Source organism: uncultured Turicimonas sp., assembly GCF_902477955.1.
Taxonomy (GTDB): domain Bacteria; phylum Pseudomonadota; class Gammaproteobacteria; order Burkholderiales; family Burkholderiaceae_F; genus Turicimonas.
The window spans coordinates 91,956-111,157 of sequence record NZ_CABSJB010000001.1 but is presented as its reverse complement, the minus strand read 5'-3'; the positions used below and the strand labels follow the sequence as shown (position 1 = coordinate 111,157).

Sequence of the window (19,202 nt, the reverse complement as noted above, 5' to 3'; positions counted from 1 at the left end):
AATCGAGCGCACTCAAAAAAATCGACGGACTTAATGGTAAACAGAGAGCCCAAAGCTCTCTGCCTTCCGTGAGAAAGCCGTCTCCAGCAAAGACGGCTGCCAAGATTCATTTCAACTTTTTCTTCTCAAGCCTTCAGAGCATCTTATAAAAACTACTCTCGGCCTCTGAGAATCGAACGTTTTCCGGTACTTGTAGGTTTGGATACGATACCGGCTTCTTCCATCGCTTCGATAAGCTTAGCCGCGCGGTTATAGCCGACACCCAGCTTTCTCTGAAGATAAGAAATCGAGGCTTTGCCGTCCTCTAGGACAATCTGCACGGCCTGATCGTAGAAAGGATCCCCTTCGCCTCCGGGCGGTCTTGCCGCAATTTCATCCTCAGGCATTCCTTCTTCTTCCGGAGCATCTGTCACGCCGTCGGTATATTCAGGTTCTCTCTGAGCTTTGATGAAGCTTGTTACAGCATCGATTTCTTTATCTGTTACATTCGCACCGTGCACTCTCTGAAGCGGCGTACTTGGATTCATGTAGAACATATCGCCGCGGCCTAACAGTTCCTCGGCACCCGGTTCGCCGAGAATTGTCATAGAGTCATAGCGGTTAGAAACCTGGAAGCTAATGCGCGACGGACAGTTCGTTTTAATAATCGGCGTAACAATGTCAGTACTCGGTCTTTGAGTAGCCAAAATCAAATGCATGCCCGCAGCCCTGGCCTTCTGGGTCAAACGCATAATAGAACCTTCAACCTGCTTGCCGTTAGTCATCAACAAGTCAGCCAACTCATCGATGATAATGACGATGTAGTGCAGTTTCTTCAGAGGCTCAGGCTGCTCAGGTGTCAGGCTGAACGGATTGGGAATAAATGTACCGTCCTCTTTTGCCTGATCAATCTTTTCATTAAAGCTTGCAAAATTTCTTACGCCCACTGCCTTCATAAGCTTGTAACGCTTGTCCATCTCACGGACGGCCCAGTCCAGAGCGTGGGCAGCCTGGATCATGTCAGTAATAACCGGTGTAAGAAGATGCGGAATCTTTTCGTACGGCGCAAATTCAACTTCTTTCGGATCGATCAAAATCAGTTTCAGCTCATCCGGCGTATTCTTAAACAGCATCGACAGAATCATGGCATTGATGCCGACGGATTTACCGGAACCTGTAGTACCGGCAACAAGCAAGTGTGGAGCTTTGCCCAGATCAATAGTGACCGGGTCACCTTGTACGTTCTTACCCAAGGCTAATGTTAAGTTTGATTTTCCAAGCTTAAAGGTGTTGCTGCCGATAATTTCACTAAGATAAATCATCTGCACGGCGCCGGGTGGATTCGGAACTTCCAAACCCAGACAGTCGACTTCACGCAAGTTCTCAATAACACGGATGCTCGGCTGTCCCAATCCTCGAGCCAAGTCCTTAGAGACCTTAACGAAACGGCTTGACTGGATGCCGACACCGGGCTGCACCTTGAAGCGCGTAATGACAGGGCCTCGCATCGCAGATAACACTTTGGCTTTAATCTTGTAAGTAGCCAAGATATGTTCAATTCTGTCAGAGGTAAACGTAACTTCTTCCTCGCTGATTTGCGGGCGATCGTAGGGCGGCACTTCCAGCAAATTGGAAGTCGGAAGAACAAAGTCTTCTTTTTGTTCTTGTTCGGGAGGAACCTGACCAGCCAGCAACGCGTCAGTATTTGGAGTCTCTTCAAACTCGAGTTTTGTTTGTTCGGGCTCAGGAGGAATTGGTTCAGTAACGGAGTGATGAGTAATGATGATCGGGTCTTTTTTAATCTCTCTAATAGAACTGCGTTCCACCTTATTAGGAATTGTAGGAACAGGGACTTTACGAGGTGCCAATTTCTCGGCCGGAGCGGTCTCACGGCTGTGACTGAGTTTCTCCTCTCTGAGTTTGCGCTGAGCAATCCCCTCCTCTTCGTCCTCTTTTGTCTCTTGTGTCTTTCTAAACCGCATCAAGACAGATTCGCATCCTTTTCCGATACCTTCCATCAGCTCTATCCAAGAAAAATTGAAGAAGATTCCGAAACTCAGTACGACTAAAACGGCTGCGATAATTGTGCTGATATTAAGGCCCACTGCAGTTAAAAGAGCGGTCCCGATGGCACTTCCGATTGCACCCCCTGAAGTACCCGGCAAATCAGAAGAAAAAGAATGAAGCCTTAAAAAAAAGAGAGTGCTGCTCGCGACGATAAGCAGAAAAAAAGCAATAACTCGCAAGCCGTTGGGATACTTATACGGATAAATGCCGTTAAAAAACATCTGTCCGGAACGAATCAAGGTAAAAAGAGCCCCGGCAACAAGCAGCCAAGCCGACCAGCCGAATAGCAAATACAACAAATCTGCAACCCAAGCGCCGACTACTCCGAAAACGTTGCTGATTCGAGAAAAACTGTTGGCCATGGAAAATCCCGGATCCATACCGCTGAAGGTGGCCAAAGACAGCGTAAGAAAAACTGTTCCTACAAGTGACAGAATAAACAGGACGGAACCGAAAATTTTCGAAACATTTGAGGGTTCGTCTTTACCTTTACGGCGAAAAACCTCAATGCCTGAAGGCGGGAAACTCTGACTTATCGAATTACTCATTGCGTGCTACCTGCTGTCTGTCCATTTATTATTTCTATCGACAGTACTTATAATCTCGTTCCTATAAAGTTTACATCTTAAAGGAACAAATCAATGTCCACCATTGTTGAACACTCCAAAGTATTAGTTCTCGGTTCAGGTCCTGCCGGTTATACCGCTGCTATTTACGCTGCCAGAGCCAATTTGAAACCTACTCTCATTACAGGTATGGAACAGGGTGGCCAATTAATGACCACCACAGAAGTTGATAACTGGCCCGGAGATCCTGCAGGAGTTATGGGACCGGCCCTCATGCAAAGAATGCTTGAGCAAGCAGAAAGATTTGAAACAAAGATTGTTTTTGATGAAATTCACACTGCTCACCTCAACGAAACTCCGATCCGTTTATCCGGCAATAATGGTGATTACACTTGCGACGCCCTCATTATTGCAACCGGCGCCAGCGCTAAATACTTAGGTCTTCCAAGCGAAGAAACTTTCAAAGGCAAAGGCGTTTCTGCTTGCGCAACATGCGATGGCTTCTTCTACAAAAACCAGGAAGTTGCTATTGTCGGAGGCGGCGACTCTGCTATTAAAGAAGCCATTTATTTGTCCGGTATCGCTTCCAAGGTTCACATGATCCACCGCCGCGATAAGTATCGTGCCGAACCGATCATGGTCGACAGATTGAAGAAAGTAGCCGCTGAAGGCAAGATCGTCCTCCACGAGTTCTGCACTCTCGATGAAATTTTGGGCGATGCTACAGGAGTTACTGCCGTCCGCATCAAGAATGTTCAGACCGGCCAGACTGAAGATATTCCGGTTATGGGTGTCTTTATCGCCATCGGTCATAAACCAAACACTGACTTGTTCGAAGGCCAATTAGAACTTCAAAACGGCTACATCGTTACTAAGGGCACTGCTACTAAGACTTCTCAGGCCACTAGCGTTCCTGGCGTCTTTGCTGCCGGCGACGTGCAAGACCAGACATACAGACAGGCTATTACTTCCGCAGCTTCCGGCTGCATGGCTGCCCTTGATGCCTTAAACTTCCTGGAATCTAACGGAAAGGCATAAAACAACGATGAAAGGTAAAGATCTATCGTCCCTTCTTTCACTGAAGGACGAATTGAAGAAGCAGGCTGAAGAAAGAGAACGGCTGCGTCTCGAAGAAGAAAAACGTAAGAAAGAACGCCATGCACAGCAAGTGTTCTTTGAAAAGGAAATGTCAAAATTAGGTGTTTCCAAACAGACTTACGCTAAAAACTTAGCAGACATTAATCGTCCGAAGCCTGCTCCTTTACCTTTACAGACTCACAAGGATAATCAGGCAGTGCTTGAAGACTCTTTGTCAGATCAAATCGGTATTGAACATCTTTTAGCCAGCGACGATCGGATTTCTTATTACCAGAAAGGCGTGGCTCCGAATGTCCCGAAGCTTCTTCACCAAGGCAAATGGTCCATAAAAGGTTCTCTTGACCTTCATGGCTATACCTCGGATGAGGCCAAACAGCTTTTAGTTTTATTTCTGAATGAGCAAAGAAAGGCCGGCCATCGAGCCGTTCGGATCATTCATGGAAAAGGCTTCGGTTCTGTTGGAAGAAAACCTGTCTTGAAAGAGAAAGTTCCCGTCTGGCTCGTTCAGAAAAAAGAGGTTTTGGCTTTTGTGCAAGCCCCTGAACATGACGGAGGTGAAGGTGCGCTGCTTGTCTTGCTGTCCGCACCTTAATTCGTGAAAGATATTGAAAAGTCCGCGAGATGCGGACTTTTTCTTTTAGATAGCGGCGTTTCCTGTTTCGCCTGTTCTGATGCGGATAACTTCTTCAACCGGCATCACAAAAATCTTGCCGTCGCCAATCTTGTTTGTACGGGCGGCCTTCATAATAGCGTCAATAGCTAAATCCACAAGAGCGTCATCCACTACGCACTCAATCTTCATTTTTGGAAGGAAATCAACTACGTATTCTGCACCGCGGTAAAGCTCAGTATGACCTTTTTGTCTTCCGAAACCTTTAACTTCCGATACTGTCATCCCTTGAACGCCAATCTCTGCAAGGCTTTCACGTACTTCATCAAGTTTAAAAGGCTTAATAATGGCTACTACCTGTTTCACTGTGGACTCCTATTTGATTTCTAAAGTTATTCTTCATATTTATTGGTGATGGGATATCTCCAATCTCTCCCAAAAGCCATACCTGTCATTTTAGGACCAATTGGGCCTTGACGACGCTTATATTCGGCTCTTTTCACCATCCTAATAATCTTTTTAACGGTTTCTTCTTCAAATCCTTGCTGAACGATCTCCTGAAGAGCCTTCTTCTCTTCCAGATAAAGCTTTAAAACCGCATCTAATGTCGGATAATCGGGAAGACTATCTTGATCCTTTTGGTTTTCTCTGAGTTCAGCCGAAGGGGCTCTCGTAAGAATGTTCTCGGGAAATACCGGGTTCGGAGAAACCTTATTGATCCAATGGCAAATGGCATAGACCTCCGTTTTGTAGACGTCTTTAATCACGGAGAAGCCGCCTGCCAAATCACCATATAGTGTTGAGTATCCTACGGCCATTTCACTCTTATTGCCCGTTGAAGCAAGCATTAAACCTTTTTTATTTGAGATGGCCATTAAAATAACGGCTCTAATACGAGCTTGAAGGTTCTCTTCGGTCAAGTCTCTGCCGTATCCCTTGAACTCCTCTTTTAGAGCGTTTTCAAAAGCCAAGTACATTGGTTCGACGGAAATAACGGAGTACTTAACTCCTAAGCGGGAAGCTAATTCAGCGGCATCCGTCTTGCTCATATCCGAAGTAAATTTGGACGGCATCATTACGGCTTCAACCTTATCGGCACCAACCGCATCTACCGCAATTTTCAGGACCAAAGCCGAGTCAATTCCTCCTGACAGCCCTAAAACAACACCCTTGAAGGAGTTATTCTCTATATAAGATTTAAAGCTCAAGACCAAGCCGGAATACAGATCAGCGATTCCTTGAGAAATCTCAAAGGAGGAGGTTTCTAAGAGTCCTCCGTGCTCGGCTTCCGCAAGCATAGAGGACGCTTCAAAGCCGGACATTTCTCTGCCCTTACCGTCTTTGGCACGGGTAAAGGAGAAACCGTCGAAGATAATTTCATCCTGGGCACCGCATGCATTGACATATACGGCATCCATCCCTTGAGCGCAGACATTCTTTTCTACGCATTCAATTCTTTGCTCCCTTTTGTATTTCTCAAACGGAGAAGCATTGAGGATCAAAAGGACTTCACTTCCGGCTTTCTTTGCCAACGCCGGAGCTTCCGCATGCCAAATATCTTCACAGATATTGACTCCGAACCTGGTTCCATTTACATCAAACACGAGAGGTTCGCTGTTTTTTCCTGCGGTAAAGTATCTTCTTTCGTCAAAAACACCGTAGTTAGGTAAATTGCGTTTTTTATAGCAGCCTAATAATTGTCCGTTCTTGATGAGGAAAGCTTCATTGAAGATTTTTTCTCCTTCCTGAACCGGAAGACCAACTAAAAGATGAATATTCGGAAATTCTTTTGAGCTCTCCACTAATTGTTGAGCTGTCTCAAAACAAGAAAGGAGAAAGCTCTTATGGAAAATGAGATCTTCCGGAGGATAGCCGCATAACGATAACTCTGGGGTTACAACGATATCGCAGTCTTTATGCGATAGACAAAAACTAAGAATTTTGTTTTTATTTCCTTCAAAGTCTCCCAAGACGGAGTTCATTTGAAACAATGCAATGGAAGTTTTCATCTTTTCTTATCCAAAAGAATATCCGTTTATTTTAGAGACTGAGCCTTCTTCTCAGGATTTTTTAGTTGGAATCTTTCAAGAAGCTGTATCTGCAATAAGCTGAACAATATTATCTTTAGCTGAATCATAAATCGTGATTTTCTCAGCACCCAGGCTCTTAAGGCGTTCGGCAATCCGATGGTGAATTGTAAAATAGACTGCCTTTTTTAAAGAGTCCACAAATTCTTGTCCCAAGTTTTCCCATAAATGATTGACTGCATCCGTACTGGTAACCAAAACAATAAGAGCATCCGATGGAGAAACTTTTGCTTTTTCCGAGACTGAAAGTTGAAAAGGAACCCGTTCATAAATAACCGCCTTACTTACTGAGACTCCTCTTTTCTGTAAAGCTTCGTAGAGATATTCTCGGCCGGTTTGTCCCCGAACTATCACGACCCTTTCAGGCAAACCCATAGCCTCGAATACTTCGAACAGCCTTTCACTGCCGCTCACGTCGACGCTTCCAGACGGAAAAATTACGGGTTTAATAGGTTTATAAAGTGCTTCGATTTTCTTAGCTGTGGGCTCTCCAACAGCCGCAAATTGAGAATCCTTAGGCAAATTTGGAAGTTGGTCATACAGGAATTGAGCCGCCGTCGGACTAACGACGACAAGGACAGCTCCTAAGTCTGCCTCTTTGAGAATAGTTTTCGTGTCAGGAGCGTCAGGCTTACGAAAAGAAAAAGCAGGCCAAACTAATAGCGCATCTTTTGGCAAACCAGCCTTTTCCAGCTGTTTAGAAATCTCTTTTGAAGCATTTCCAGGTTTAGTCAAAATAACTTTCTTCATCGAGAATCTCCCAAAACAACTTCTAAGTCAATCGGATAATCGAGGATCTAGGTCAGCTTGTCTTTCGGTATCGGAATGCTGATCCTGTTTCAGCGCTCTGCCTGCTTTTAATACACAACGGAACTTCCTTGGAGAGAAAGCATACAGAAAAGCCGACTTTAGAAAACTTTGAGAACAGCTCAGGCAAGTTCAGAACTTGGAAACTGAAATGTTCTCAATTCTTTAGAACAGGAAAGAACTTTTCTTCCTTCTATCAATCGAGAAGGAAAAAACAATTTTATTTTTCTTCTAAAACTTCTTTCAAAAGTTCTTCAGCACCATTTTCTCTAAGGATGCGCAGTGCTTTCTGAGCATTCTTTTCCGGTTCATTTGCCGGACCGAAGACATCGGCCTTTATGTGTTCTCCGGTCTTGTGATTGCCCACCAAAGCGCGTAGGTGCATTTGGTCTCCATCGATTGTTGCATAGGCAGCCAAAGGAACCTGGCAAGAACCGCCCAAGGCGCGAGAAACTTCTCTCTCAGCTCTGGTGCAAAGACGTGTTTCTTCGTTGTTAAGGAAGGATATCAATTCAGCAGTTTCCTTATCCCCTTTTCGGATTTCAATGCCGATAGCACCTTGTCCGGGAGAAGGTAAAGACAATGGAGCAGGAATAATTGTCTTAATTCTGTCAGTCATGCCAAGGCGCTTGAGACCTGCCGTTGCCATAACAAGAGCATCAAATTCGCCGTTATCAAGTTTGGCAAGTCTAGTGCCCACATTTCCTCTGATAGTTTTAACTTTCAAGTGAGGAAATCTAGCACGAAGTATCAGCTCTCTTCTCAAACTGGCTGTGCCGACAACGGCGTTGTAAGGCATCTCTTCAAGGCTGTTATATTTCGAGGAAACAAATGCATCTCTCGGATCTTCCCTTTTAAGAACGGCTCCGAGTTCAAATTCTTCCGGAAGTACCATCGGTACGTCTTTCAAACTATGAACGGCAAGATCTGCCTTTTTCTCAAGCATTGCGACTTCAAGTTCTTTAACAAAGAGACCTTTGCCTCCGATCTTGGAAAGTGTCACATCGAGGATTTTGTCTCCTTTTGTGGTGATGCCTAATAATTCAACATCCAGATCAGGATATTTTTCTTTGAGGAGTGATTGAACAAACTTGGTCTGCCAAAGAGCCAATGGGCTCTCTCTAGTAGCAATAACGCATTTTTTTGAAGTCATATTTCTTTTCTCTATCAAAGTTGACCAAGTCTAGCCAACCGATTTTAACTACTGCTTAATCTTTTTCGAAGATTGACAACATTTCCGCTCTTCGAAAAAGACCTGCACGGAGGCAGGCCTTAAGCTAGAAATGATTAAGCGAATTTTTTCTGTAATGGTGGAACAATCTGTTTCTTACGGCTCAAAACACCATCCATCCACATATCAGCATCTGCGCCTAAAGTTTCTGCGATGGAAGCAGCGTCAGGTCCGACAACCATTAATCTGGAACCTTTCTTGAGAATGTCAGTGATGACCAAAACAACGTCATCTCTTCCTTCTTCTTTAGCCTTGTCCATTTCTTCAATGAGTTTAGCTTTAAGTTCAGGAGTAACCATATCTTCAGCAATGAGTTCCAACTGACCGATGCCAATCTTCTTTTCACCCATTTCGAAATCTTTGAAATCGCGGTTAAGAAGTGCCTTTGGAGTGTCATTGAGATTGCTCTTTGCCTTGAACATTTCCATGCCAAGAGCTTCAATATCTTCAACTTCAGCAATCTTAGCCAACTCTTCAACAACTTTTTTGTCCAATGGAGTAGCTGTCGGGCTGTTAAAAATCAAAGTATCGGAAAGAATGGCGCACAACATTGCACCGGCGATGTTCTTTGGAAGCTCAACTCCATAGAAGTCATGCATGACTTTGAGGATAGTGTTGGATGATCCAACCGGCCAAATCCAGCATTCCAAAGGAGAATCGGAACTTACATCACCAAGTTTATGATGGTCAACGATTCCAAGAAGTCTTCCTTCTTTGAAGTCTTCAGGAGCTTGTTTGAGGTCTGCGTAGTCAACCAAGAAGAAATCTTTGCCTGCAACGCTGGAAATAACTTCAGGAGCTTCTAAATTAAACTTTTCTAATACGAAAGCTGTTTCAGGAGCTGGTTTTCCTTGAGCAACCGGCTTGACATCATAGCCTCTGCCTTTGTAAAGATTAGCAGCAGCAATTGCACCGACGATTGAATCTGTATCGGGGTTCTTGTGGCCTAATACGTAGATAGGACCATTTTCACTTTGAATAGGGGCTGTAAAAGCTCCGGGAAATTTAGTTAATTCTGACATTGATTTTTCCAAATTTATAGGTGTCTTATAAAGGCAGACAATCTAAAAATTTTAGCAGAATTGGATATTTAGTTGAACAAAGGAAACGGCTCTGACGGCTCTTCTAATTAAGGTTACTGCTCATGAAATCAAGGAATCAAGAAAGTGTGTAAGCGAAAGTTCTTTCAAGCTCAAAACAAGCTCGTCCTTTAGCCTTCTGCTAGGACAGTTATTTATGCGTTTTAGGTATGAATGCTTATGAAAACAAATCATTGGATATTTTTCTCACGGTTCCATAAGATAAGTCCAAACAAGGACTGAAGATTTCATCTTCTTTCAAATGATTTGAATTCAGTTTGGAGATAAAACGGTAATTCAGCAATCCTTCCTTCAGCTGCCTACTGTTTCACTATCCTCGTTAGGAAAATCTTCAACTTTTGAATAGAAGAGACGCAACCTTTTTCATTTCCTTGAGGCCAAATCATTTTGGAAGGACGAATGTCATGAAAGAAAACCAGGGAATATCGCGTAGAACTTTACTCTTAGCCACTTGCACTCTCCCTATCTTAGAAAGGTCAGTATTTGCCGCAGATACTTCACATTCAAATACTCAAGACTTGCCTGTTGTGTACTTTGCAAAAAATGTCAGCTCAAACAACTTCATCGACATTTATGACCGATTAAGAAAGGATGCCGGAATTCCTGACCGTGGGGGCCTTACAGGAATCAAGCTTCACGGTGATGATGTCGACAATAATCGAGAACTATGGAAAGCGCTCCAAAAGCATATTCCTAACAGTAAGTTCGTAGAGTGCAACTATGCTTCTCTTTATCCGTCGGGAAGAGGCAATACCCCTGGAAATATTCGAGCCATTACTTCCCAAGGCATATCTCCTACTCAGCTTGATATCCTTGACCGTAACAGTGAATTTACTTTCGTTCCAATTGATGGCGGTAAAGAGCTGAAAGAGATCTCAGTTCCAACAGCACTTTTGAAAGAATACGGTTGCGTAGCCGTCACGGCTAACTTTAGGATTCCTAGCTTCGCCGGATTCTCCGGAGCATGCAAGAACGTAGGTATTGGTCTTGCAAGCGGAGAAGGAAAGACTCAAGTTCACAGTCATAGCGTTCAGCGCGATCCGGGCTTTTTTAGGAGGTTAGCGGATGCCTCCAAAGGCATTCATGATGCGATGGGGAACCGTCTTCTTTTCATCAATGTGTTATCCGACATTTCAGTACAACCTCTGGAAGGAACAAAGGTCAACAACGGCTCTCTTGGCATAGTTGGTTCATTAGACCTTCTGGCGGCAGATCAGGCAGCTGTCGATCTCATTTACGGGCTAGAACCGGAAAAATATGACCGGTACTCAACAAAAGTCAAAATCGACAGAGGATTCCTCCAGCTGGAATACTTATCTTCAATTGGAGCAGGAAACAGAAAATATCTCGTTAAAGAAATCTAATTTTTTTACTCTTATGACTGTGAGATTAATCTATGAAAAAATTATTAATTACCGCATTGTTAGGTTTAAGTACGGCTGTCTCTTATGCCGAAGCCAAAACTTTGATGATCTTCTATAGTTTCAGCGGAAATATTGAAAAGATTGCCGAAACTGTTAAGGCTGAAACAGGAGCTGATCTGGTTAAGGTCGAACCAATGCAAAAAGGACTTAATTATGCCGCCAATAACTATTCACTCGGAAGTGATTTAATCGATAGAATTCGTCGAAATCCAAATGATTCAAAATCCTATCCTCCCATTGAACCTACAAAAATAGATTTTTCTTCCTATGAATTCATCATTATAGGAACGCCTCTCTGGTGGAGTCAGATGGCAGCGCCTATGCAAACTTTTTTATATAACAATGCCAATGAGTTGGAAGGAAAAAAGTTGGGACTTATTGTCTCGAGTGCCAGCAGCGGAATATCCAGAGTTGAACGCGATGCTCACCGACTGATTCCAAAAGGTGACTTTCTTCCACGCAGTTTGTGGATCCACTCCTCTCAAACATCGTCAGCTCCCAGGCTCATTTCAAATTGGCTCAAAGAAGTCGGATATACAGAAAAGAAGTAGATCGAAACCGAGATTCTCACAAAATTTACGACTTTTTTTCTTATTGCCTTTTCTACTGAGTGATATTCAGGAGTGATGATGAATGGAGAAAAGTGGGAGAGTGGTGGCCCCAACTGGACTTGAACCAGTGACCAATCGATTATGAGTCGACTGCTCTAACCAACTGAGCTATGGGGCCTGAGAAAAGTTGATCTTTTCTCGAAAGAGCGTGAATTTTATCAGAAGTCACCGATTCATTCAAATCCAACATTCTGACTGATGGACTGACTATGGGTAACATTTGAGTGAATCTTTCCGACCTGTCTGTCAGAAAAATTCGACCTCCTCTTCTTGACTGCCTAAGTAATACTCGAACCGCCGGCAACAAAAAACCGAGAGTTTGATGTCTCGGTTTTTTGTATTTAAGAACAATGATTATGAATCACTGCCGCCTTCTAAGAAGCTCTTGAGCTTTTCAGCGCGGCTTGGGTGACGAAGCTTGCGAAGTGCTTTAGCTTCAATCTGACGAATTCTTTCACGAGTAACGTCAAACTGTCTGCCGACTTCTTCGAGAGTGTGGTCAGTATTCATTTCAATACCGAAACGCATTCTCAAAACCTTGGCTTCTCTCGGAGTCAAAGAATCCAAAACCTCTTTGGTGATTTCCTGAAGGCTGGAATGCTGAGCTGCTTCGGCAGGTGCAACAGTTCCAACGTCTTCAATGAAATCGCCAAGATGTGAATCCTCGTCATCACCAATCGGAGTTTCCATAGAAATTGGTTCCTTGGCGATCTTAAGGATCTTGCGGATCTTATCTTCCGGCATATCCATCTTCTCAGCCAGTACTGACGGATCCGGCTCAACCCCGGTTTCCTGCAGAATCTGGCGGGAAATTCTGTTCATCTTGTTGATGGTCTCAATCATATGAACAGGAATACGAATGGTTCTAGCCTGATCGGCGATGGAACGTGTAATAGCCTGGCGAATCCACCATGTGGCATAGGTAGAGAACTTATATCCGCGGCGGTATTCGAACTTGTCCACAGCCTTCATCAAACCGACGTTGCCTTCCTGAATCAAGTCCAAGAACTGAAGACCTCTATTGGTGTACTTCTTAGCAATAGAAATAACCAATCTAAGGTTAGCTTCTGTCATCTCTCTCTTGGCCTTTCTGGCTTTTGCTTCGCCGGTGGCCATTTGATTGTAGACATCCTTGAGATCCTTCAAAGGAAGGGTAACTTGGTTCTGAACGGTAGCCAGCTGAGACTGCAGCTGCTGGATTTCCGGAAGATTGCGCTGCAGCACTGAAGCATAAGGCTTACCGGAATTGGCTTCCGCGGTCGTCCATTCCAACTGAGTTTCTTTGCTGAAGAAGTTGTCAAGGAAGTAGTCTCTCGGCATCTTGGCTCTGTTAACCATGATGTCGTAAATACGAGATTCAACCTTCCTTACCCCTTCAACCTGTGTCTTCAGAAGAGTGCACAAACGCTCAACGGTGTTGGCTGTAAAACGTAAGGTAAGAAGTTCTTCCTGGATTTCATTCTGAGCTTTGATGTAAGCTTCGGAGCGATATCCGTCTTTCTGATAGGCTTCTTTAAGCTTCTCATACAAAGCGGTGCAGTGGTCCAGCTTTTCGAGAACTCGTGTCTTGAGTTCGTCAAGCTGACCTGCAGTCATACCGGAAGCACCGATATCGGTACTTTCGTCATCGTCTTCAGGCTGATTGATTACTTCATCATCAAGACCGTCAACCAAACCGTCTACGATCTCGTCAATCTGAATCTGACCGTCACGAACCTTTTGTCCGATTTCAAGAATTTCCGCAATGGTAGTCGGGCAGCCGGAAATCGCATGAACCATGTGCTTGAGACCATCCTCAATTCTCTTTGCGATTTCAATTTCGCCCTCACGAGTCAGCAATTCAACGGAACCCATTTCTCTCATGTAGAGACGGACCGGGTCAGTTGTTCTGCCGAATTCCGGGTCAACGGTAGCCAATGCAGCTTCTGCTTCTTCTTCAGCAGCATCGTCCGTTGCTGTCGGAACAGAATCTCCGATCAACAAATCATCAGCAGTCGGTGCCTGTTCGTAAACCTGAATACCCAAGTCAGCCAGAGTGGAAACAATCTGGTCAATCTGTTCCGGTTCAACAATATTTTCCGGCATGTGGTCATTGACTTCAGAGTAAGTCAAATAACCTCTTTCTTTACCCATGCGGATAAGTGCACGAAGCTTGTTGAGTCTGTTTTCCTTACTGTCTTCGTCATGATGACTGAAGCTTCTGGAAATAGCCTCTTTCATGGCTTTGTCTTTTGCACCTTTTCCACGGCCGCGGCGTGATGTTGGAGGCACGTAAGCTTCTGCAATCGCAACCTCTTCATCATAGGCGTCATCATCGGCTTCTCCAACTAAATCGTCTTCGTTGGATTTGGAAGCTCTTGATGTCTTAGAAGCTTTGGCAGAATCAGCTTTCGGCTTTCTGCCCCGTGTGGATTTTTTAACTACCGGCTCTTCAGCGGCTTCAACATCCTCTGCAGGCGATTCCTCCTTAACAGCTTTCTTGCGTCCGCGTGTGGACTTCTTCTCGGCTGCTTCTGCAGGAGCTGCCTCAGCTGTCTTTACTGCCGGCTTGCGGCCGCGAGTCTTCTTTGGAGCTGCTTCTGCAGCTGTCTCAGGTGCTGTTGTAGTTTCGGCTTCAGCAGTTTTTACTGCTCTCTTACGGGTAGACTTAGCTGGTGTTGCTTCAACTGCTGCTGCGGTCTCTTCTTCCTTAACGGCTTTTTTAGTGGTTCTTCTTTTAGGTTTAGTTTCTGCAGCTGCTGCGGTTTTTACGGCCTTTGCAGCCTCAACTTTCTCTGCGTTGTCTTCAGCTGCTTTTGTTGTAGTTGATTTTGTTGTAGTTGATTTAGTAGAAGTAGATTTTTTGGCAGTCGCCATTCTTTCACCTTCAATTTGACTAATTGTCTTTGCATAACAAGTTTCTTTTCTAAACGAACACTTGCAGCAATACCTTAATTCCATTCTTTGTCAAAGCTAATACGCATACCTGCTGCCTTTCTCGGCCTTTACTGCTTTGCTCAAGAACTTCCTTAAGGGTTAAAATGCCTCCGATCTTTCGCGATCTCCTGGGCGACAATACTCAGAGATTACCTCTGAAACTTCTAATTATATCACAAACAAGAATTCATTTAGTAACAAAATATTTCTACTATTGCAAATCCTTGCTGATCTTTTTCGTTAAATCTTGGATTTGCGCTTTAAGAAGCTTGGCTTTGTTTTGATAAACCCTCAAAAGATCCTTATCCTCTTCCGTCAATTCCCCGGAGAGCAAGTTCTTCTTTTCTTCCTCTATGTGTTCTAACTCAAATTTATAAAATATTGTTTGAGTCTCTTTTTCAGCCGCAAAATAATTGGTGCCCAAATCTCTTCCGCGGATTAATTCTTCCTGAATCATTTCTTTGCCTTCTTCCAGCGAAACAATCGTCAGAATCAAAGATCTTGCGGCTTCAACCGTCTCTTCAAATTGAGGAGATAACGGATCCGGGATTGAAATCAAAGAGTTTTGAATTGAATAGCCGTCTTCGCTCTCCTTGAAAATAATCGCTATGAGACTGAGAATGGTTTGAGCCGTCTCATTTTCTATAGTAGAAAACAATTCTGTCGCTGCTTTTTCATAAAGCACTGCCAGCTGAGGAAAGAGAACAAAATTTCTCAGTACCGTTCTCAGAAGACGGTTCTTTTCCGGCGCTACTCTTCTTTTTTGAAATCCGTAGTTCGAGTGGGCTGCATTTTGAGGAATCCAAGGCTGGAAACCTCCTCCTCGAAACCTTCTTTCCGGGGCCGCAGCTGCCGCAGGCAAAGAAACTCCCAGCTGTGCAGCAAGAACTCGTACATCATTGACGCCCGCGGCCTTGGCGATATTACTCAGAACCGCACTGCGGTACAAAGAATTAGATATCGAACGAACCAGGGGCGCGGCTGCCGATAAAAACTCACTCTTATCTTCCGGAACTTTCAGATCAAGCCCCTCGGAGAGGTTATCAATTAGATACGACGATAACGGCTGGGCCTGAGAAAGCAATTTCTCAAATTCGGGAGCCCCGTAATTTTTGACATAGCTGTCCGGATCCTCTCCTTCGGGAAGAAACAAAAAGGACGCTTTCTGCGCTTCTTTAAGTAAAGGCAGAGTCAGTTCCATTGCTCTTCGGGCCGCCTTTCTTCCGGCATTATCGCCGTCAAAAGAAAAAATAATATGATCCGTTACCTTCAGCAGTCTTTCGACATGCTCCGAGCGAATAGCCGTTCCAAGTGGAGCACAAGCTTCTTTGAATCCGGCCTGAGAAAGTTGAATGACGTCCATTTGGCCCTCAACCACAATCGCACGATTCTTTTCTCGAATAAAGCGCTGAGCCTCGTACAGACCAAAAACTTCACTTCCTTTTTTAAAAATAGGAGTCTCACCGGTATTGATGTACTTCGGCTCTTCGCCCGTCATGGTACGGGCACTGAAAGCAATAACTTGTCCCCGCACATTGCGGATCGGGAACATCAGCCGATTACGGAAAAAATCGTACGGTTCGTTGCCGTTCTTTCCTTCTCTTTGCAGACCTGCTTCGATTAAATATTTAGTATTGGCCGAGCCAAAGATTTCCGAAAGATTGCGCCAGTTGTCAGGAGCAAATCCAATTCCGAATTTTTCAATAGTTTCCGCCGTCAATCCGCGGTCAGTTATGTATTTAAGAGCTGATGGGTTGGTTTGAAGCTTCGAGCGGTAATACTCTTGAGCTTTACCCATGAGATCCACTAAGCGAGGAGCTTCCGGATTTCTCTTTACCGGATTACCTTCATAGCGGACTTGCAAACCGTTTTCTTGAGCAAGTTTCTCAACGGCCGAGGTAAAGTCCAAGCCCTCGTACTTCATCAGGAATGAAATTGCATTCCCGTGTTCTCCGCAACCGAAGCAGTGATAGAACTGTTTCTGCCTGCTGACGGAAAAGCTGGAGGTTTTTTCGTTATGAAAAGGACAGCATGCCCATCCGTTCTCGCCTTTTACTTTGAGAGTAATTCGGCGATTAATCGTATCAAAGATATCTACTCTTTCAAGCAAATCTTTTATAAACGATTGAGCAATGAACACGGTGCGTCCTCTGAAAGAAAAGCCTCGAAGGCGTTACCCAACGAGGCTTGTATAGGTGTAAGAAAGAAACTACTGAGCTAATTTCGCTTTGACTAAAGCGCTTACTTTACCCATATCAGCTTTTCCAGCTACTTTAGGTTTAATTAAGCCAATTGCCTTTCCCATGGCAGCCATACCGCTGAGTCCGTTTTCTTTGAGCACTTCATCAACAACAGCAGCGATCTCTTCATCGCTCATCTGCTTAGGAAGATAAGCACTTAAAACTTCAATCTCAAAGGCTTCCTTATCTGCCAAATCATCTCTGCCGCCGGCTCTGTATTGCTCAACAGAATCACGTCTTTGTTTGATAAGTTTAGCGATAATTTGTTGGATAGCTGCATCATCAGCAACGATGCGTTCGTCAACTTCTTTCTGCTTAATAGCAGCCATCAGAAGACGGATCGTACTAAGACGTGCTGCTTCATGAGCACGCATAGCAGCTTTCATATCAGCTGTAATTTGATCTTTTAAACTCATCGTAGATCTGCGAAAAAAGATTAGTAAAGCTTCTTAGGAAGCATCATGCTGCGGAGACGCTTGTAGTGACGCTTGATAGCAGCGGCTTTTTTGCGCTTGCGTTCTGCAGTTGGCTTTTCATAAAACTCACGGGCGCGGAGCTCTGTGAGCAAGCCGCTCTTTTCAATAGTGCGCTTGAAGCGGCGGAGAGCAACTTCAAACGGTTCGTTTTCTTTAACGCGAATAGTGGGCATCTAGCACCTAAACTAAAATTAATTAACTAAAAAGTGTACTTGTTTGAGTCAACTATAGAAATTCAAACTGACTTCTATATGACTCGAAAGTTTGCAATTGTAATCCAAATTCAGAATTTTTTCCTTTGATTCTTTTGAGAATATGTATTTTTTATGTAACGAAGAAGAAATTCACCTTTTGAGATTATTCTGTTCCTTGGACTTTCTTAGAAGATTAGAATTGACTCTCTTCTTATAAGGCAAAAACATGATTATTTTAGGAATTGAATCCAGCTGTGATGAAACCGGGGTAGCGCTTTATGATTCCGAAAAAGGACTGCTCGGCGCAGCTCTTCACTCACAAATTGATATGCACAAACTCTATGGAGGTGTCGTTCCCGAACTCGCCAGCCGTGACCATATCAGACGAATCATTCCTTTGCTTGATCAAGTTCTTGCCGAAGCTAACATCTCCAAAAAAGATATTGACGCAGTCGCGGTAACCGAAGGACCGGGACTTGCGGGTGCTCTTTTGGTGGGAACCTCCGTAGGTTATGCTATCGGTTTGGCGTTAAACATCCCCGTCATCGGGGTCCACCATATGGAAGGGCATCTTTACTCTTGTCTGCTCGCCGGAGAAGATCTTAAATTCCCATTTATTGCCCTGCTCGTCTCGGGAGGACACACCCAAATTATGAAGGTTGCTTCTCCCGGTAAATATGAACTGCTTGGCGAAACATTAGATGATGCCGTCGGGGAGGCATTCGATAAAACCGCTCAGGCGCTTGGAGAATGCTATCCGGGAGGCCCAGCCGTGTCTCGCTTTGCGGAACAAGGGACTCCGGGTGCCATTAACCTTCCGCGACCCCTGCTTCATGCCGACAACCTTGATTTCAGTTTTTCCGGCTTAAAAACCGCAGTCATGAATACCATTAGATTGGCTGAAGATCCATCAGCTCAATCCTTTAAAAATGACCTTGCCAGAGCTTTTGTTGATTCCGTCACTGAAGTTCTCGTCAAGAAAACCGTTAAAGCTCTTAAGAAAACCGGCTATAAGTCTTTAGTCGTTGCGGGCGGCGTCAGTGCAAACAAACAACTGCGCGAAGGATTAATTAAAGCCTGTAAGAAAATCGGCGTTAAGGTCTACTTTCCTCCTCTGGCTTTATGCACGGATAACGGCGCCATGATTGCAGCTGCAGCCGCAAGTCATCTTCAAAACATCAAAACCCTCCCGAAGGAGGGCTTCTCAATTAAACCGAAGTGGCAGCTTGAAGGTTTCCAATGATTACTTCGGATTGGCGCAATTGACCGGCGTTGCGCCTAAAGCATCCACCAAAATCTTCGGATCGAGTTTGACGTTGAATCCTCTTCTGCCGCCGTTGATGTAAATGAAGGGCAAGCTGAGAATGCTTTCCTCTACATAGATCGGCATATTCTTCTTCGTTCCGAAGGGAGAGGTTCCTCCGACCTGGTAACCGGAATTTCTTTGGGCAACTTCGGGTTTGCAGGGCTGAATATGCTTTTTACCGATTTCTCGAGCTAGATTCTTTGTCGAGACTTCACAGTCTCCATGCATCAAAACTACTAACGGTTTTTCGTGTTCATCCTGCATGATTAAGGTCTTGACGACATTATGCTCATCTACTCCGAAACATTGTGCCGCTTGGCTAGTGCCGCCATGTTCGACGTATTCGTAAATACCTTCTTCATAAGGAACTTTCTTTGCTTTAAGCCAAGCCGTAGCAGGAGTCTCAGAAACTGTTTTCTTTTTAGTCATGTTGAACTCTTGATTTGGAGAATGTTTTTTAAACCGTGAACTTATTCCTTTTCGCTTCTTT

16 protein-coding genes and 1 tRNA gene are annotated in these 19,202 nt (G+C 44.3%); 5 read left to right on the top strand and 12 right to left on the bottom strand.

Features of this window, described 5'->3' with window-relative positions; all coding sequences use genetic code 11:
* Positions 1–152: 152 nt before the first annotated feature.
* The gene (locus RDK53_RS00525) at positions 153–2,594 is read right to left on the bottom strand and encodes a DNA translocase FtsK 4TM domain-containing protein (protein ID WP_308512788.1); all 2,442 of its coding nucleotides are present in this window, start codon (positions 2,592–2,594) and stop codon (positions 153–155) included.
* 93 nt (positions 2,595–2,687) lie between these two features.
* Between RDK53_RS00525 and trxB the strand changes: the two genes are divergently transcribed.
* Together trxB and RDK53_RS00515 are read left to right on the top strand one after the other, a co-directional pair.
* Positions 2,688–3,650 (top strand): thioredoxin-disulfide reductase, encoded by a 963-nt coding sequence (gene trxB, locus RDK53_RS00520; RefSeq protein WP_308512787.1) that lies wholly within the window; start codon positions 2,688–2,690, stop codon positions 3,648–3,650.
* Between the two features lie 7 nt (positions 3,651–3,657).
* On the top strand, positions 3,658–4,302 hold the full coding sequence (locus RDK53_RS00515) for a Smr/MutS family protein (protein ID WP_308512786.1): 645 nt from the start codon (positions 3,658–3,660) through the stop codon (positions 4,300–4,302).
* Between the two features lie 45 nt (positions 4,303–4,347).
* Here RDK53_RS00515 and RDK53_RS00510 read toward each other — a convergent pair whose 3' ends face one another.
* The 5 genes from RDK53_RS00510 to RDK53_RS00490 form a co-directional block, all read right to left on the bottom strand.
* Positions 4,348–4,686, bottom strand: coding sequence for a P-II family nitrogen regulator (locus RDK53_RS00510; protein ID WP_066590876.1), 339 nt, complete (start codon positions 4,684–4,686; stop codon positions 4,348–4,350).
* Between the two features lie 26 nt (positions 4,687–4,712).
* Positions 4,713–6,329 (bottom strand): NAD+ synthase, encoded by a 1,617-nt coding sequence (locus tag RDK53_RS00505; protein WP_308512785.1) that lies wholly within the window; start codon positions 6,327–6,329, stop codon positions 4,713–4,715.
* A gap of 75 nt (positions 6,330–6,404) precedes the next feature.
* Positions 6,405–7,157 carry a uroporphyrinogen-III synthase gene (locus tag RDK53_RS00500; protein ID WP_308512784.1) on the bottom strand — a complete coding sequence of 251 codons (753 nt, stop codon included), beginning with the start codon at positions 7,155–7,157 and terminating at the stop codon, positions 6,405–6,407.
* A 277-nt stretch (positions 7,158–7,434) separates the two neighbouring features.
* Positions 7,435–8,367 carry a hydroxymethylbilane synthase gene (hemC, locus tag RDK53_RS00495; protein WP_308512783.1) on the bottom strand — a complete coding sequence of 311 codons (933 nt, stop codon included), beginning with the start codon at positions 8,365–8,367 and terminating at the stop codon, positions 7,435–7,437.
* Between the two features lie 134 nt (positions 8,368–8,501).
* On the bottom strand, positions 8,502–9,467 hold the full coding sequence (locus RDK53_RS00490; RefSeq protein WP_308512782.1) for a manganese-dependent inorganic pyrophosphatase: 966 nt from the start codon (positions 9,465–9,467) through the stop codon (positions 8,502–8,504).
* Between the two features lie 482 nt (positions 9,468–9,949).
* Between RDK53_RS00490 and RDK53_RS00485 the strand changes: the two genes are divergently transcribed.
* Together RDK53_RS00485 and RDK53_RS00480 are read left to right on the top strand one after the other, a co-directional pair.
* Complete coding sequence (locus RDK53_RS00485) at positions 9,950–10,909, top strand: DUF362 domain-containing protein (protein ID WP_308512781.1); 960 nt, start codon at positions 9,950–9,952, stop codon at positions 10,907–10,909.
* A gap of 32 nt (positions 10,910–10,941) precedes the next feature.
* Complete coding sequence (locus RDK53_RS00480; RefSeq protein WP_308512780.1) at positions 10,942–11,520, top strand: flavodoxin; 579 nt, start codon at positions 10,942–10,944, stop codon at positions 11,518–11,520.
* 101 nt (positions 11,521–11,621) lie between these two features.
* On the opposite strand, the gene RDK53_RS00475 is transcribed toward RDK53_RS00480, so the two are convergent.
* The 5 genes from RDK53_RS00475 to rpsU all read right to left on the bottom strand — a co-directional run bounded on the left by RDK53_RS00475 (position 11,622) and on the right by rpsU (position 17,385).
* Positions 11,622–11,698: transfer RNA gene (locus RDK53_RS00475), tRNA-Ile, on the bottom strand.
* A gap of 236 nt (positions 11,699–11,934) precedes the next feature.
* Entirely contained in the window at positions 11,935–14,436 is a 2,502-nt protein-coding gene (gene rpoD / locus RDK53_RS00470; protein WP_308512779.1) for an RNA polymerase sigma factor RpoD, read from the bottom strand.
* A gap of 271 nt (positions 14,437–14,707) precedes the next feature.
* Positions 14,708–16,636: a DNA primase gene (gene dnaG / locus RDK53_RS00465; protein ID WP_308512778.1), complete on the bottom strand. Its 1,929-nt coding sequence runs from the start codon at positions 16,634–16,636 to the stop codon at positions 14,708–14,710.
* A gap of 69 nt (positions 16,637–16,705) precedes the next feature.
* Positions 16,706–17,152 carry a GatB/YqeY domain-containing protein gene (locus RDK53_RS00460; protein WP_066590867.1) on the bottom strand — a complete coding sequence of 149 codons (447 nt, stop codon included), beginning with the start codon at positions 17,150–17,152 and terminating at the stop codon, positions 16,706–16,708.
* Positions 17,153–17,172: 20 nt separating this feature from the next.
* Positions 17,173–17,385 (bottom strand): 30S ribosomal protein S21, encoded by a 213-nt coding sequence (gene rpsU / locus RDK53_RS00455; RefSeq protein WP_008811706.1) that lies wholly within the window; start codon positions 17,383–17,385, stop codon positions 17,173–17,175.
* Between the two features lie 247 nt (positions 17,386–17,632).
* Between rpsU and tsaD the strand changes: the two genes are divergently transcribed.
* Entirely contained in the window at positions 17,633–18,649 is a 1,017-nt protein-coding gene (tsaD, locus tag RDK53_RS00450; RefSeq protein WP_308512777.1) for a tRNA (adenosine(37)-N6)-threonylcarbamoyltransferase complex transferase subunit TsaD, read from the top strand.
* Here the strand turns inward: tsaD and ybaK are convergent, their stop codons facing one another.
* On the bottom strand, positions 18,650–19,141 hold the full coding sequence (gene ybaK / locus RDK53_RS00445; protein WP_308512776.1) for a Cys-tRNA(Pro) deacylase: 492 nt from the start codon (positions 19,139–19,141) through the stop codon (positions 18,650–18,652). It abuts the gene before it with no gap.
* Between the last annotated feature and the right edge of the window lie 61 nt (positions 19,142–19,202).